This is a genomic window from Pseudomonas sp. S2_E02, from assembly GCF_054668355.1.
The window spans coordinates 1,201,884-1,214,968 of sequence record NZ_CP162761.1 but is presented as its reverse complement, the minus strand read 5'-3'; the positions used below and the strand labels follow the sequence as shown (position 1 = coordinate 1,214,968).

Below are 13,085 nucleotides of genomic sequence, written 5' to 3'. Positions count from 1 at the left end.
CATTTTAATTCCTGAGAGGGACCTCAACGTTGCCTGAACTGCGCTGCGCCGACTCACTGCTCCAGCAAAAACCGCTCAATTTCCTCAACGGTACTGCGCGCCGTTCGGGTCACGCCGATCAGTGTCGCGGAAGCGGCACCAGTCCAGTCGCCATAACCCACCAACCACAAACGCGGTTCCTGAATCGAATGCGTACCTTTGACGGCCACGCGCCCGTCGGCGGAACACACGCCCAGTGATTCCAGATAGCCGAGGGCAGGGCGGAAGCCGGTGCACCAGATCACCGCGTCGACCGGCGTTTGCGAGCCATCAGCCCAAGTCACGCCGGTCTCGGTGAAGCGCAGGAACGGCCGAACCGCGTGCAACACGCCGCGCTCCCGTGCCTCAACGACTGGCGGCACCATCACGATATCGCCCAGGCCGCCAACGGGCTGTTCAATGACGATGCCGGCCAGTTGCGCTTTCCAGCGCTCGGTGGCGCGTTCGAAGAGCACGCGTCCATCAACGTTATCGGCAAGAAACTCTGGCGGCTGCGGAGTGACCCAAGTGGCATCGGCCACTTGCGAGACTTCAGCGAGGATCTGCGCACCGGAGTTGCCACCGCCCACCACCAGGACTTTTTTCCCCGCAAACGGCTTGGCGTTAACGTATTGGGCCGAATGCAATTGCTGGCCGGTAAAGGTTTCGCTGCCGGGGTAATGCGGCAGGTAGGGATGGCGCCAGGTGCCGGTCGCGCTGACCACGGTGCGGGCCAGCCAATTGCGACCCTGGGCTTTTACGTTGAGGTGATTGCCCCGACGTTCAATAGCGTTGACCCAGTAGGGCCGTGCGACAGGAAACTGGTAGCGTTGCTCATACTGGCGCAGGTAATCGACTACGTTGTCGCGACTGGGGTAACCGTCAGTGACCGGAGGCATCATCCAACCGGCGATGGAACTCCAGGTCGACGGTGAAAACAGTCGCAGGGAATCCCAGCCATGCCGCCAGGCGCCACCCGGTGCTGCTTCGGCATCGATAATGACAAAGGAACGCCCGGTACGGCGCAGGAAGTAAGCGACGGCGAGTGCAGACTGGCCACCGCCAATAATCGCAACATCCACTTCGGCAGGCATGGGGAATCCTTGGGTCAGCGAAAGTCAGGTCAAGTTAATCCATTTGAAGTGGACGTTTGTTGATGTTGCTCAATTGTCTATCTCCTCAAACGTACGGAGCCTCCTCAACTCATTGAATCTCTTCAATATGCGCCGAGGATTTCACAAACAACCGAATTTACACCCGTGTAATTTCGGCATTTAGAGAAACATGAACATATAATATCGTTAAAAATCAAGATCATACAAACAACCGAAATTTCCCTGGCGGTTTCTTAATATGATGCTAAAACTTTAGTGTCCACCCTCTTTGTGAGATGGCACTCATGACCTACTTAGGCGCTTTGGTTCTTCACGCTAACCATTCGGACTTGTGCTTGCTCACCAGCAGGGTTGCAGGGCGGCAGGATCAAGCTCCTGCACTGGGCTAGCGGTGTTGAGCGAACAGCTAAAGAGGAGGACAATCGAGTCATACCCATCCAAAAAAAGCACCCGATAATGGGAATTGATTTCTCGTGCCGCCTCTGCGTAGCTCTTGAGGTTTTGGTGTGAAAAAACGGTTTGCCAAACTGATGCCATATGCCTGTCTATCCCTATGCCTTACCCATACCGCCATCCATAATGGCGATACGCTATCTAGCTGTAAAGCTTGTCCAACGGCCTCATTTTCGCGCGACACTCCTGAACAGAAAGTACCGACTATCAACAATGCATGCTTCACATTGGATTCGCGGCTACCAAGCCTTGGATGTCGGAGATAACCGGTGCGAATGCATCGACATGTAGCGAGCCATCTTCTCTACAAGCAAGTTCACCGTCTAATCGGGATTGAAAGTGCTCGTCCGAATGCTCGCGCGGATCTTTTTGCACAGTGAATTTTACGAACGAAGCTTCTCCGCCGCTCGTTCGGTGTAGGCGACCTCTGCGGGATTTAATTTATTACACAGTGCGTGCGCCAACAGCGCCTATCAGTTCATATATGTGTCGTTTTTGGTGTAACGTAGTAAAACATCTAGAAGAGGTTTCTCATGTCTAAACTCGCCGAATTCCGCCAACTCGAAAAACACCTCGCCGAACAACTACAAGCGCTCGAGGCCCTCAAGGGCGATGCTGGCCTCAAGAAAGAAATCGAATTCGAAACGAAGCTGCGCGATTTGCTCGCAAAATATGGCTACAGCCTGAAGGACGTGATCAACCTGCTTGATCCGCAAAATGGTCGTCGCGCTCCAGCTGTCGAGTCCAAAGCCGGCAGCCGCAACCTCGCCAATTGAAGGTTTATAAAAATCCTGAAACGGGCGAAGTCGTAGAGACCAAGGGCGGTAATCACAAAACGCTAAAGGAGTGGAAAACAAAGCACGGCGCTGCGACTGTTGAGTCTTGGCTGAGCAAATAATCACCTTCTGCAACGAGGCCCTTATGCGGCCTTCTTGCTCACAATTTTACTATGCGTGATCAGCTATAACGCTCGTTGACGAGTAATATCAGCAGTCTGATGGTCAGACAGTACATTCATATGGTTGACTTAAATCTTTGGCGATACTCACTTGGAGTTACGCCAAAAAACTTCCAAAATTTCCTTATCAAACTTGCCTCATGTCCCAGTCCCGTCAAGTGTGCGATTTCCTTGAGAGGGCACTCGGTGCTCACCAACAAGTGACGTACGGCTTCGACTCTTAGCTTTTCGACCATCTTGCTCGGAGTCTGCCCTGTTGTTGTCCTGTACTTTCTTATGAAGGTACGCTCGCTCATATGCATTCGCTTGGCAAGCGCCGGAATCGACAAGTCTGCTACAAGGTTTTCATTTACCCATGCATGCAGATCAGAAAAAGTGCAACTTCTGGTTTGCATATCTAAGCTAGAGCTAAACTGACTCTGGTCACCAGGCCTCTTTAAGAATACGACTAAGTGTTTCGCGACTTTCAAAGCTAAAGCGTGCCCTAAATCAGCTTCAACAAGTGCTAAGGCTAAGTCGATACCAGAGGTGACACCAGCTGACGTCCAAATGCGTCCATCGTTGACAAATATAGGCCCACGACGAAGTAAAACATCTGGATGGATTTTTTCAAGTTCATCATACGCAGACCAGTGCGTTGTAACGTTGCAGCCTGAGAGCGCTCCGGCTGCGCCTAGTGCAAACACTCCAGTGCAAACGGAGACCAGACGCGTCACTTTCTCAGCGTGAGCTTGAAATACAGCGCTAAATTGGGGATGTTTACAGAAATCGTATATGCCTAACCCACCCGGAATGATTAGCGTATGTGGGGCTAGTGAGCTCTCATCTAGAAGGGCGGTGTGGATATAGGTATCAGGAAGCACAGCGGCTACGCTATCAAGCGAAACCATCGATAGATGGTAGGGCGGAGCTTTCGGATCTGAAAAATAGTTGGCTGTTAAAAATACTTCTAGAGGGCCGGCCAGGTCGATTAAATTAGCTTTGGGAAAAGCGATGAACTGAATCGTTTTAGGTAGCATTCAGCGGATTCCTGCGCACCAATGTAGTGCACATGTATCCACTTTTGGCGTGAATCGTCAACCTGTTGTCATTTATTTCGGACGAAATGATAGCGTAGTATCATCACATCGCCGCATTCCTCAAGCCAACGTTAGATTGGAAAAACTGATTCTTTGACAGTGTTTTTGGTTATGTAAACATGCATATGATCTAGTTTGCGCGTAAAGGCATCGTCAAAGCGAGGGACAGCCATAGAATTTTGGTTCAGCTTGAGTGTGCTCGTCGTCATGGAAGACAAGAAAATAATAATTTCATGATAGTTAACGAACTCTGCTGGTTTCCTACAATGCCTAAATTAAAAAAATATATAGAAGCAACTCGAAAATGCGAAGAACTTACCATGCAGATGGTAGAGGATGTAGGTGGGATTGTTTTTTCAGTGCGGGCGCTTGAGCATACCTTTTTGCTCGCTAATCTTGAGGTGGAAAAAGCTACGCAATTCGATGTGAGTGATTCCAATAAAACTACTTCGTTGCCTTCCTATATGCTTGCTAGAGAATTGAAGAAGCTGAATTTTTCACTTGAAGCATTGAAAACGACTATTAAGCGTAACATCGGCGAAAGCCTTAGTTATCTCAATTCACTTACAGCCAATCTCGAAATGGAGATTCCGGATGACCCGGATGATCCGCTTTGGGAGGCATTTCGTGACTATAAGGAAATGTTAATTAAAAGTATCCGAACCTTGAAGAAGCTTGATGATGAATTATTTAATGCGGAAATTAGTCTTGTCGACAAATCCTGACGAAGCGCACTAGCATACGAGCTGTTTCCGTATCGCAGCAAAGCTAGTTAGGGTTATTGCCTAGCGCAATGTTATGCATTTTCTTCTATTAAAATACTTATCCAGGCTAGCTAGCTTGTGATGAAAGACGACTGTCGGAGTCGCTATGAATTTCAAGAATTTAGGTATTTCAACTAAAGCTACTTTATGTTTCGGAAGTATCACTGCCATTCTCATTTTCTTAGGTGTGTTCGCTTACGTGCAGCTATCTCACTTAAGGGCCGCCGGACAACAGTTAGCAGAAAATGCTTTGCCGAGTACGCAGACTATCGATGATATCCAAATCTCCTTGCTTAACGCCCGGCTAGAAAGCATCAGGATGCTTGCTAACTCAACAAATGTGGCGGGGAAGAGCGCCGCCGAAGCTAAAGTCCAGCATTCGGTGCAAATATTAGAAGAGCGTAGCGATTACTATCGTAAGAACCTCATCGCTGGTGAGAAGGATCGGGAGCAATTCGAGGCTGCAGATCAAGCAATGAAGATTTATATTGCAGGGCTTGCGCAATTGTCAAAGCTTGATTTGTCTGAGCATGAGCAGGCCTTGATATTTGCTAATTCTACCCAAGCGGATAATGCCAGCTCATTTCAGGAAAAACTTAATGTTATTAGGCAGTTCAATGCCGAACAAGCAAAAGCTTTGGGGGTCGAGGCGGGCGTTGTTTATAGTGAAAGCGTGAATGTACTAATTACTATTGTTGTCGTTTCTCTTTTACTTACTATTGTTTTAGCTATAGCATTGACGCGCAGTATAGTAAAGCCTGTGGGGGACTCGCTCAGGCTTGCTGAGGAAATTGCGTCGGGGGATCTTACGCGGCGTCTTGAAATTACGGGCACAGATGAGGTTTCTAGGCTAATGGTTGCCCTCAATCTTATGTCTAAGAATCTTCAGGACACAGTTTTAGAAATCTCTGAAGCGTCCATCCAGCTGAGTTCAGCTGCAGTCGAAATGACCTCCATAACTGAGGCTGCGGATCGGCATCTTCAGCAACAGAATAGCGAAATTGAACAAGCTGCCACTGCTGTAACAGAAATGACTTCTGCAGTTGAAGAAGTTGCTCGTAACGCAAACTCTACCTCCCAAGCAGCCCAAGAGTCTAGTGAGGCGGCTAAGCTCGGTAATCTCCGTGTTTCCGAAACTTTGTCTGCCGTAGAGACTTTGACAGAGCTTGTGGAAAGCTCCGCCTCTCAGGTGACAGAATTGGCGGGGCAGGCGGAAGATATAAGCCAAGTCGTAGGCGTAATCAGAAGTATAGCGGAGCAAACCAACCTGTTGGCTTTAAACGCCGCTATTGAAGCCGCACGCGCAGGCGAACAAGGAAGAGGGTTCGCTGTTGTTGCTGATGAAGTGAGAGCGCTCGCGCATCGAACTCAAATTTCCACCTTGGAAATAGAGAAAATGATAACAGCAATTCAGAGTGGATCCTCAACAACAGTCGAGTCAATACGTCGAAGCACTGAAGAAGTTTATAATACTAAAAGGACAGCTGAGGGGGCGGGTCAATCATTGCGGCAGATCACGGATTCCGTTCTACAAATCAACGAGCGTAACCTACAGATCGCAGTCGCATCGGAGCAACAAGCACACGTCGCTAGAGACGTTGACAGGAGCTTGTTGAGCATTAGATCTTTAGCGATCCAAAGCAGCGAGGGTGCAAATCAAACAATTACGGCCAGCAATGAACTCAGTCGGCTAGCGGTTAACTTGAATCATCTCGTTCAAAAGTTCAAAGTTTGATATTGGTGCATTTGAAAATACTTTAGGAGCTGCTTTATTGGAACGCGCGTACTAGGCGCGATACCCTAGATGAGCCCGCAGCAAAGCCCAGGAGCCGTCGCTGCGTGCTCGCTGATCTTCCAGCCGCCACCAATCACCTCTCTCAACTTGCTTGCACCTAATAAACCCATGTGTGTTACGATTTCTTACGAAGAGAGTGCTGTCCTATGAACGAAGGATGAATGAAATATTTAAGACTGTAGTATTTGCAAAAGGATTGATAATTGGTGAAGCCACATGCGTATGCAACTTCTTTTGGAGTGAGGGAGTTATCCTCCATATTTAACATACGCCTCGCTTTTTCTAGTCTCTGCTCTCGCAAAAAGACGATAGGCGTTGTATTCTTAAATTTCTTAAACCCCATCTGCAGAGAGCGAACGCTAAGGCCTGCATGGGTGGCGACTTCGCACACGGTTAAGTGTGGGTCTACACTGGATGCCATGTATTCTGCAGCCATGTTGATTAAGTGAGGCGTAAGCGTGATGGATCTTTTGGGGCCGATGATACTCAAAGTGTAATTGTTACGAAAGTTGCAGAGAAAAAAACCTATCAAGCTTTCTTTTAGGCTGTCAGCAACTCTTTTTACAAATATTGGTGATTTTTCCGAAAAATCTAAAATGGTTTCTACGAGTCTCTGGATAGAATTAATCTGCCATCGTTCGCTTGTTCTTTCGTCGAAAAAAATTCTCGATTTAGGGGGGTAGCCTAAGATCAAGGTAAGTTGTTTTGCCATGTCAGCATTGGAAATATATATCGTTGTGTAGTTTATTCCCTCGGCATAATTCGCGAGAAATATTTCTCTCTGGTCAGCGATTACGAGAGCTCCTCGCTCGACCCTGTGTATTCCATTATGGTTGCGCCATTGCATAGAGCCAGAATGTGGAACTGTAATAGAGAAACCATCCAGTTCGTTCGACGTTCTATATCCCCATCCAGACTGGCTATAAGAAAGACTTACGAATGACGTGCCCATAACGCAAAACCTTTTTTCATAGTCTAGCGTCCCATTTAAACCCGGAGTTATCGACATGAAATTATCGTAGCTTTGGAAGTGCTCTGACGCATCCCCTATGTCATGAAAATGTAGTTTGTTAGCGCTGTAGATATCCATCATTCATTCGTGGTCACAGAAAACTCTATTATAGCTCTTGCCCCGCCCTGCATTCAATTCCGTTTTTATTGCATTTGAATTGATAATCAAAAAAAAGCGCAGTCCTAAAGAAAAGCGCAGGATTATTTTTGCTTGTTGCTGGTGTTTATAAAAAGACATATTTATCCTGCTCGCGAGTTGACGGTAGCCCTCTATTTTCAGCCCAATGGCTAGTTGGCGTTTAGGTGTGGATTGAGTTTTAGGGTTAGAGGGTTATTCTTAGATTCTGCGTAATAACTATTCATTTCGTTATCATTTTCTAAGGGCTGATTATGTTTAATAAAACACTGAAAAGAAAACTGTCCGAGTTGGAAGCTAAAAGCAGCGAGCTTAACGAATTGTTTGTGGCTCTTGATCGGTCAACGGCTATTATTGAATTTAATGCAGAGGGAAATGTGGCAAGTGCGAATAATAATTTTTTGCGCTTGTTTGGTTATAATGCTGAGGAGATTTTGTGCAAAACACACCAAGACTTTTGCCTGGCGAGCTTTGGCCGAAGCCCTGAATATCCTTCTTTTTGGCAGAGGCTGCAGTTAGGAGAGTCATTGTCTGGTACATTCCCTCGGATTACGAAGATTGGTGAAGTTATTTGGATTGAAGCCACTTATAGCCCACTGTTGGGCGCCTTTGGGAAAGTCGAAAAAATAATAATATTCGCCTTTGATGTAACGGAGCAAGTCGCTCGAGATTCAGAATTGCGCGCGAAATTGAATGCGATTGACAGGGCGATGGCAATTATTGAGTTTGACACAGGTGGAAATATAATATGTGCAAATCAGAACTTCTTAAATGTAGTGGGTTATGAGCTGTCCGCATTAAAAGGGAAGCATCATAGTTTGTTTTGTGAGCCGGAGTTGACGCGCACAGAAGCATACATTGATTTTTGGCGACGCCTGAACGCGGGCGAGTTTTTTAGCGGCCAATTCAAAAGAATAGCCAAGAGCGGCAAAACGGTCTGGCTAGAAGCAAGTTATAACCCTGTTTACGATCATGATGGGAAGCTAATCAAGATTATAAAATTTGCTAGCGACATTACCGCTCGCATTGAGAAAATTGGCGAAGATGCCCAAGGTGCATCACGTGCGTACCATATTTCTGCTGAAACTGAGCGAGTTGCAAAACAAGGAGCGCGGGTCATTCACGAAACAGCGATTGAAATGCGCTCAATAGCTGAGAGCATTGGAATATCTGCGCGATTGGTTGGAGAGTTGGGGGATAGATCGGAGCAAATTACGGCTATCGTCAACACTATCCGGGGTATCGCTGAACAGACCAACCTACTTGCGCTGAATGCTGCAATCGAGGCAGCACGTGCCGGTGACCAAGGTCGTGGATTTGCGGTAGTGGCGGATGAAGTCAGACAGCTGGCGGGACGTACAAGCCGCTCTACAGCGGAAATTGCAGAAATGATCGGTAGAGTTCTTACTGAGACACGCGACGCGGTGGCGAGCATGGTTTCTACGCGCGAACGTGCACAGCGCGGCGTGAAGCTGTCTGATCAAGCGGGAGAGGTTATATCCCAAATCCAAAGGGGAACAAGCGATGCGGTTGAGGCGGTGAGCATGTTTGCTTCTAAATGTGACTGAAAGCAATACATTCATAGGTTGATTTTAGTAGACCCTCTGATAGAGCGTCTCTGGGTGTCAAAAATGCGAGCAGGAAATTCTGCGCTTAAGTTGCGAAAGGCTCTTGAGTCGGCTTTTCGACCACTTTCGTGCGATTGTACATTGAGCGCAGATGGCACCCTTACTATCAAACTTTACGAACCTTGTTCTGGTCGTGTGGATCTTCTTGTTACCGCTGTCCGTGGTGAGATCCTTGCGTCCAGTTCCGGACTTTCGACGCTGATCGAAGAGCTGAGCTTTGAGATCGCAGCTTGCCGACGTTCGTTTCTCTCAGATCGGTAGGAGATCAGTCTTTTTCTATACCCCGACATTCTTTCCGTTTGTGTGCCTTCATCCTGCTCACGGTAAAATATTCATACCGATTTACCCGGAGCGACCGAAATTGTTTGCTAAAAGGCGATAAAGTCGGGTGGGAGACATCCCGTGCTATACTTATGCGTGCCCACCGTGTGTTTGGCACCCATTACTTTCGAGTGAAGTGATTAGATGAGAATGACCTCGTTTGGTAAACTCTAACTTGCATTAATGGACTGATTGAATGCCTCACATATGTTTTTCCAGACTCGAAGGGTCGGGCACGCCAAGCAAGTCCACATCACGTTTTATTTCTGTGCAAAGATCGGATTGCCGCGACGCGCAGCTTCGATCCGATAGCGTTTTTTTGAAACGTACCCAGACGAATACTGCTTTAGCGTCGTGACTCATCACTTTGATGGGCAGCTTTCATCGCTTGCCATCCATGGGTAATCCCTCCACCCGCTCGAAGCGCTGTCGCTAACATGATCGCCTCGGCTACATCTTGCTTCGACGCCCCCGCGCTGATGGCTCGCTTCGCATGGTCGGTAATGCAAGAAGAACACTGTGTAGTCACTGCTACGCCAACAGCGATTAATTCCCGCGTGGCTAAATTCAGGCTACCGACATCCTTGTTGAATACAGCTTTGTCAAAGTTGAAAAATGCCGCGACCATTTCGGGGGCAGCCTCTTGGAGATCTCGCATGAAGTTAGCATCAGCCTGATGGTTGTGCATTTTTGTATACCTTTAAATTCATTATTGGAGCGTGGAATTTGATGCTTGGTGCTGCTTGATTGAGTTCACGGTCATGCGGTGGCCAGACTCAAATACATTAAGCCCACGCTGTGTCAGCTTCCTACCGACCGGCGATGGCGGCTCGTATGCAGCGAGAAAGGCCAGACGCTCAGCCGCACGTTGTGTAAGCCAGTTGGCTGACAATCGCTTTTTCCGCATTTTTCCCAAGTCGGAATTAAGTGCTCTGATAATTCGTCGCTGCAGCCATGTGGCCTTGGGCGGCCCTAACAGATCAAACCCTGCGTACAGCAAGCCGAGGCCCGCTGCGATTCCCAGTCCCGTGGACAGGCATTGATCGACTGCAAATGTCATGTAGTTGCTCGGCTGAACAAGCACAGCCAAGGTGAGGCAGAAACCAAGCCCGTAGGGGGCGAGTGTCGGTGACGTCATGCTCATCAGCCCCAGAAAAAGAGGCGCAGAAAGCACCAGGATCAACATCTCGAAATCGCCCGAACCCTGCGCAAGCGAACTGAGTACAAACAGGATAGCGACAGGGATGGCGATCAAGGCTCCCCCAGTAACTTGGCGGTTGCCACGCGTGGCACTGGGTGTGAGGAGAATGCCTGGGAGAGCAAGACAGGTAGCACGATCATCATGATGAGTGCGGCTTGTTCTCCTGACAGAGTCCATACCCCGATAGCGCTCAGGAAAACAAGTGAGCCCAGGCGGTAGATCTGCCTCGCTCAACGGTGCAGCGCATCGTAGGAGCGCTGGAAGAGCAGGTAATGATTCGGAGTGAAGGAGCCGGAGGAATCAGTCTCGGGGCGGGTTTGTTAAGGCTTGTCGCGAATGCCCATGTCGACCGCATGACTGTCGTTCGCCCTTGGCTGCATAAGCTGAGCGAGGTGGTTCAAGAGACGGTTGTATTTTCGAGGCCTGCCGGCATCCAACTGATCGTTGAAGACCGTGTTGTTGCTGATCGTGAGTTACAGGTGGTGCCACGTCTTGGCCAGTTGGATACCCCGTTGTATGGGACATCTGCTGGACGGGCGCTCTTGGCTCTAGACAAAAATGAGGACTTAAGGCTCTGTTTGCAGCTGAAATCGCTACGAAGCAGGAGACGGCGGTATTGCTGACGCTGCTGAAACAGTTGGACAATATTCGCAAAATCGGGATTTCAAGCGATCACAGTGAACTCATCGAGGGCATCACCACGACAGCTGTCGCGCTGGATACAGTGTTAGGCCGTTATGCAATCTCAATGCCAATCCCTACATTTCGTTTCGAAAGGGCTCGCGATACCTACATTGAGGAGTTATTGCGTTCCAAGGCTGGAGTGTTCAAAGAGATCGGTATAGTCGGCTAGCGCACAAGCGGGACGATCCTGACAAGGTATAGTCCGTCTGAATCTGAGGCGATGAATGCTTAACTCGTTGCCGGCGCCATCAAATTGCTAGTGCGTTGATGATGAAGGCAAGGGCCCCATGGGGCCCCGCAAAGTCAAGTCGTCGCGCGGTTAGGCCGACAGGTACTCGTCCACCGATTTGACGGTGGCGTAGCCGAACTCAAAGGCTGCCATCATCGTTGCATGTGCATGAGCGGCTGGAACGTTTACACCACCAAATTTGAGATCCAGGGTCGCGCAGGCATCGTGCAGCACAGTAACCGGATAACCCATATCCGCTGCCGCACGTACTACGGCGTCTATGCACATGTGGCTCATCGCGCCTATGACCACGATTTCCTGTACGCCTGAGCCATCCAGCTGCTGCTTTAGATCAGTTTCTCTGAAGGCGTTGATGTGTTTTTTTACGATTACAGGTTCATTACCTTGGGGAGCTACATCTGGTTGAATTTCCGCACCTGTGGATCCCTTTGCAAAGATCGGAGCGCTTTCAGCGGACTCATGCCGTATGTGGAAAACAGGAAATCCCGTATCACGGGCGTGGCTGATCACTCGGATAGCATTCTCGACAGCGGTGTCGATCCCGGTCAAAGGTAGCTTGCCAGTGGGTAGGTATTCGTTTTGCAGATCAACTACTACAAGGCCACGTTTCATGAACGATCTCCGGTCAATTTATCCGAGCTTAGGGAATGGGTGGCGAAGGCTCAGATCGGCAGGTATAGCACCTGCCTTATTCCGAACCCAAAAGGTTTGAGTCAGAACTCCAGTGAAGCGCCATCTTCCGGAATATCGACCCGGCTCTCGATACCTTGCTTTTTGACGTATGTGCGCAGCTCTTCACGAGTCAGGGACATGTGGTTAATTGCGTCCATGTGCACTGCGACGATTTTCGCGTCCTTCGCAGCCTTTGAGGCGCGTAAAACGTCTTCCTCGCCCATGATGATCGATCCCTTATAGCCGGTCATCATTGCTTTCCCGGCATTCAGTACGATGACTTCGGGATGATATTTCTCAATGGTCTGGTCGACCTCTTTACGCCAGACAGTGTCACCGGCCAGGTAAAGGGTCTTGTAGCCTGGAGCTTGAAAAACAACGCCCATTGCTTCGCCAAGAGGCTTCGCTAAAGCGGGTACTGCATACATTTCGTCGGTGCCATGCTGACCACCGGTCTTGGTGATTTTGACGCCGCCGAATTTAGCTTCGTCAGTCAGTACGCGCACATTCTTGAAGCCTTGGGAGCGAATCAACTTCGCATCGTCCTCATGCTGCGTGAACAGAGGGATGTCTTTCGGCAGTGCTTTCTGTGCGGCATCGTCCCAGTGGTCAAGATGCGTATGAGTGACGATGACGGCGTCTACACCAGAGATCACTTTTTCGGGCGACTCAGTCAGATCAACCAAGGGATTGCGCAGGTCACTACGGTAGGTATTTTCAAATCCTGGGTAGGTACCCTTTTTGGACAGCATCGGGTCGATCAGAAAGGTCGTGCCGCCGTAGGAGATTTTTACCGTTGCGTTGCGAACTTGCTGTAAGTCGACTTTATGGGCCGCGTCCGGGGAATTGGGAGTGTCGGAGCTCGCAAATGCCGAAGAGGTTGCGGCAGTGCAGGTAAGGCCGAGGGCGATTGGAAGTGTTTTAAAGTTCATCTCGTTAATCCTGTTATTGCATCAGTGACTCCATTCTTGCCCAATACTCTGGGACTCAACAGTGGCCT

At 49.0% G+C, this 13,085-nt stretch carries 13 protein-coding genes and 4 pseudogenes; 9 read left to right on the top strand and 8 right to left on the bottom strand.

What is annotated here, in order from left to right:
• Positions 1-53 precede the first annotated feature (53 nt).
• Together AB4O01_RS05410 and AB4O01_RS05405 are read right to left on the bottom strand one after the other, a co-directional pair.
• A complete protein-coding gene (locus AB4O01_RS05410; RefSeq protein ID WP_460090914.1) occupies positions 54-1,112 on the bottom strand; it encodes an ArsO family NAD(P)H-dependent flavin-containing monooxygenase in 1,059 nt (352 codons plus the stop codon).
• A gap of 800 nt (positions 1,113-1,912) precedes the next feature.
• Positions 1,913-2,011 (bottom strand): annotated as a pseudogene (locus AB4O01_RS05405) (DUF4113 domain-containing protein); the annotation flags it as partial.
• A gap of 108 nt (positions 2,012-2,119) precedes the next feature.
• Here AB4O01_RS05405 and AB4O01_RS05400 point away from each other — a divergent pair.
• A pseudogene (locus tag AB4O01_RS05400) lies at positions 2,120-2,484 on the top strand (histone-like nucleoid-structuring protein, MvaT/MvaU family).
• A gap of 116 nt (positions 2,485-2,600) precedes the next feature.
• On the opposite strand, the gene AB4O01_RS05395 reads toward AB4O01_RS05400, so the two are convergent.
• The gene (locus tag AB4O01_RS05395; protein ID WP_460090913.1) at positions 2,601-3,563 is read right to left on the bottom strand and encodes a GlxA family transcriptional regulator; all 963 of its coding nucleotides are present in this window, start codon (positions 3,561-3,563) and stop codon (positions 2,601-2,603) included.
• 326 nt (positions 3,564-3,889) lie between these two features.
• Between AB4O01_RS05395 and AB4O01_RS05390 the strand changes: the two genes are divergently transcribed.
• The 3 genes and pseudogenes from AB4O01_RS05390 (at position 3,890) to AB4O01_RS05380 (ending at position 6,122) form a co-directional block, all read left to right on the top strand.
• Positions 3,890-4,348, top strand: a complete 459-nt coding sequence (locus tag AB4O01_RS05390) for a hypothetical protein (RefSeq protein ID WP_460090912.1) — start codon at positions 3,890-3,892, stop codon at positions 4,346-4,348.
• Positions 4,349-4,493: 145 nt separating this feature from the next.
• Positions 4,494-5,219: pseudogene (locus AB4O01_RS05385) on the top strand (MCP four helix bundle domain-containing protein); the annotation flags it as partial.
• Between the two features lie 21 nt (positions 5,220-5,240).
• Positions 5,241-6,122, top strand: coding sequence for a methyl-accepting chemotaxis protein (locus tag AB4O01_RS05380; RefSeq protein WP_460092215.1), 882 nt, complete (start codon positions 5,241-5,243; stop codon positions 6,120-6,122).
• A gap of 175 nt (positions 6,123-6,297) precedes the next feature.
• Here the strand turns inward: AB4O01_RS05380 and AB4O01_RS05375 are convergent, their stop codons facing one another.
• The gene (locus tag AB4O01_RS05375) at positions 6,298-7,272 is read right to left on the bottom strand and encodes a helix-turn-helix domain-containing protein (RefSeq protein WP_460090911.1); all 975 of its coding nucleotides are present in this window, start codon (positions 7,270-7,272) and stop codon (positions 6,298-6,300) included.
• Positions 7,273-7,583: 311 nt separating this feature from the next.
• Here AB4O01_RS05375 and AB4O01_RS05370 point away from each other — a divergent pair.
• From AB4O01_RS05370 to AB4O01_RS05360, 3 genes and pseudogenes are all read left to right on the top strand, one after another.
• Positions 7,584-8,300, top strand: a pseudogene (locus AB4O01_RS05370) (PAS domain-containing protein); the annotation flags it as partial.
• 15 nt (positions 8,301-8,315) lie between these two features.
• Positions 8,316-8,897, top strand: a complete 582-nt coding sequence (locus AB4O01_RS05365; protein WP_460092214.1) for a methyl-accepting chemotaxis protein — start codon at positions 8,316-8,318, stop codon at positions 8,895-8,897.
• 63 nt (positions 8,898-8,960) lie between these two features.
• Entirely contained in the window at positions 8,961-9,218 is a 258-nt protein-coding gene (locus AB4O01_RS05360) for a DUF1652 domain-containing protein (RefSeq protein ID WP_150707129.1), read from the top strand.
• Between the two features lie 406 nt (positions 9,219-9,624).
• Here the strand turns inward: AB4O01_RS05360 and AB4O01_RS05355 are convergent, their stop codons facing one another.
• On the bottom strand, positions 9,625-9,966 hold the full coding sequence (locus AB4O01_RS05355) for a carboxymuconolactone decarboxylase family protein (protein ID WP_065945823.1): 342 nt from the start codon (positions 9,964-9,966) through the stop codon (positions 9,625-9,627).
• A gap of 21 nt (positions 9,967-9,987) precedes the next feature.
• Complete coding sequence (locus AB4O01_RS05350; protein WP_065945824.1) at positions 9,988-10,533, bottom strand: FUSC family protein; 546 nt, start codon at positions 10,531-10,533, stop codon at positions 9,988-9,990.
• Positions 10,534-10,751: 218 nt separating this feature from the next.
• Here AB4O01_RS05350 and AB4O01_RS05345 point away from each other — a divergent pair, with 218 nt between their 5' ends.
• Together AB4O01_RS05345 and AB4O01_RS05340 are read left to right on the top strand one after the other, a co-directional pair.
• Positions 10,752-11,102, top strand: a complete 351-nt coding sequence (locus AB4O01_RS05345) for an IclR family transcriptional regulator domain-containing protein (RefSeq protein ID WP_083207115.1) — start codon at positions 10,752-10,754, stop codon at positions 11,100-11,102.
• On the top strand, positions 11,096-11,332 hold the full coding sequence (locus AB4O01_RS05340) for an IclR family transcriptional regulator domain-containing protein (protein ID WP_460090910.1): 237 nt from the start codon (positions 11,096-11,098) through the stop codon (positions 11,330-11,332). Before AB4O01_RS05345 ends, AB4O01_RS05340 begins: the two co-directional genes overlap by 7 nt.
• A 150-nt stretch (positions 11,333-11,482) precedes the next feature.
• On the opposite strand, the gene AB4O01_RS05335 is transcribed toward AB4O01_RS05340, so the two are convergent.
• Together AB4O01_RS05335 and AB4O01_RS05330 are read right to left on the bottom strand one after the other, a co-directional pair.
• Complete coding sequence (locus tag AB4O01_RS05335; RefSeq protein WP_191956023.1) at positions 11,483-12,025, bottom strand: cysteine hydrolase family protein; 543 nt, start codon at positions 12,023-12,025, stop codon at positions 11,483-11,485.
• Between the two features lie 101 nt (positions 12,026-12,126).
• Positions 12,127-13,017 (bottom strand): MBL fold metallo-hydrolase, encoded by an 891-nt coding sequence (locus AB4O01_RS05330; RefSeq protein WP_460090909.1) that lies wholly within the window; start codon positions 13,015-13,017, stop codon positions 12,127-12,129.
• Between the last annotated feature and the right edge of the window lie 68 nt (positions 13,018-13,085).